Source organism: Ligilactobacillus equi DSM 15833 = JCM 10991 (assembly GCF_001435735.1).
Classification (GTDB): domain Bacteria; phylum Bacillota; class Bacilli; order Lactobacillales; family Lactobacillaceae; genus Ligilactobacillus; species Ligilactobacillus equi.
Genome location: NZ_AZFH01000095.1, coordinates 1 through 323, shown reverse-complemented (window position 1 = coordinate 323; position 323 = coordinate 1). Strand labels below are relative to the sequence as shown.

At 37.2% G+C, this 323-nt stretch carries 1 pseudogene; it reads right to left on the bottom strand.

Annotated elements, in window-relative coordinates:
• Positions 1 to 323, bottom strand: a pseudogene (locus tag FC36_RS12155) (KxYKxGKxW signal peptide domain-containing protein); the annotation flags it as partial.

Sequence of the window (323 nt, the reverse complement as noted above, 5' to 3'; positions counted from 1 at the left end):
GTTTTATCAAAGATAATTACATAGCGGTATGGTTGGTAGAGACTAAAATCTGAGGCAAACCAACCATTCAATGCTATGTTATGACCTTTAACACTTACCGTATCAACCGACCCAGCTGATTGATTAAATTTCCGTACCCATGACCACTGATCATAGTATTTACCGTTACCATCACTATCGTTAGATTGGCGCATCACAATTTGATAATCATGATTGTTATCAAACTCAAGTTTATCTACCTCAAACGTAGCTGAAAAACCACTATCTAACGGTGCATAGTTATTCGGATATACTTTCTGCACATCAGGACGATTTACTTTGGT